The sequence below is a fragment of the Roseospira navarrensis genome (assembly GCF_009601025.1).
In the GTDB taxonomy this organism is placed as follows: Bacteria; Pseudomonadota; Alphaproteobacteria; order Rhodospirillales; family Rhodospirillaceae; genus Rhodospira; species Rhodospira navarrensis.
This window is the reverse complement of record NZ_WIVE01000167.1, coordinates 1-785: the sequence shown is the minus strand read 5'-3', so window position 1 is coordinate 785 and position 785 is coordinate 1. Positions and strand designations below refer to the sequence as shown.

The following is a 785-nucleotide window of genomic DNA, read 5'->3' as shown; positions in this document are numbered from 1 at the left end:
CGCAAGCATCTGCAAGCCTACCTCGATGAGTTCGTCTTCCGCTTCAACCGCCGCCGCACCCGGCACGCAGCCTTTCGGTCCCTACTGGGCATCGTCACCACCAAAGGGCCCATCACCTACGATATGTTGATCGCGCCGGAAGCAAAGGGATAAGCCTTTACCGAAGTCGCGTCTCTCTTCGGAGTGTCAATGATGGCGGCGAATATTCGCGCGAGAGCTCTTGGCCTGAAACACTGATATGGACGTTAATACTTTCCCAAAGTTTCTACAGCCAACACTGAGATTATTTCTCAGCGTTGACCTTGTTGGCTCAACTGCGCTCAAGCAAGCCGGTTCTTTTCCGATTAAAAAACCAGATGAAGACTCAACGCTCTCGGAACTTGGCGCTGAATGGTTTAATGAGGTAGCCGAGTTCTATAGAAAGATAGAGGAGCTTTTTACGCGGGAGTGGGACCACTACAAGGCTACAGTGGCAAATAAATATGATTGGCCTGTCGGAAATGATCCAGAGTTTTGGAAGATAAATGGCGATGAAATAATATATTTCAAAGAGCTATCCGAATCAAGAGAATGCTACGCCACTTTTGTTTGCTGGCTAAATGTGGTGGAACAATTCAGATCTCACTTAGCGGGCAACCGCTCCCCACTAGATGTCAAAGCATCTGCTTGGCTCGCTGGTTTCCCAATAGCCAATTCTGAAGTTATTTTAAGGCTTATCCCTTTGAGTCCGGGACCACATCATGTGGTGACAGGTGGCCTGAAACGGCGTAGAACATAACGTGAAC

General features: G+C 48.7%; 1 protein-coding gene and 1 pseudogene. Both read left to right on the top strand.

Annotated elements, in window-relative coordinates:
• Window positions 1-153, top strand: a pseudogene (locus tag GHC57_RS19130) (IS1595 family transposase); the annotation flags it as partial.
• 85 nt (window positions 154-238) lie between these two features.
• On the top strand, window positions 239-778 hold the full coding sequence (locus GHC57_RS19125; protein WP_153347257.1) for a hypothetical protein: 540 nt from the start codon (window positions 239-241) through the stop codon (window positions 776-778).
• Window positions 779-785 lie beyond the last annotated feature (7 nt).

Excerpts from the sequence above, each read along its gene's own strand:
- GHC57_RS19125 (WP_153347257.1), top strand. The coding sequence starts at position 239 with ATGGACGTTAATACTTTCCCAAAGTTTCTACAGCCAACACTGAGATTA.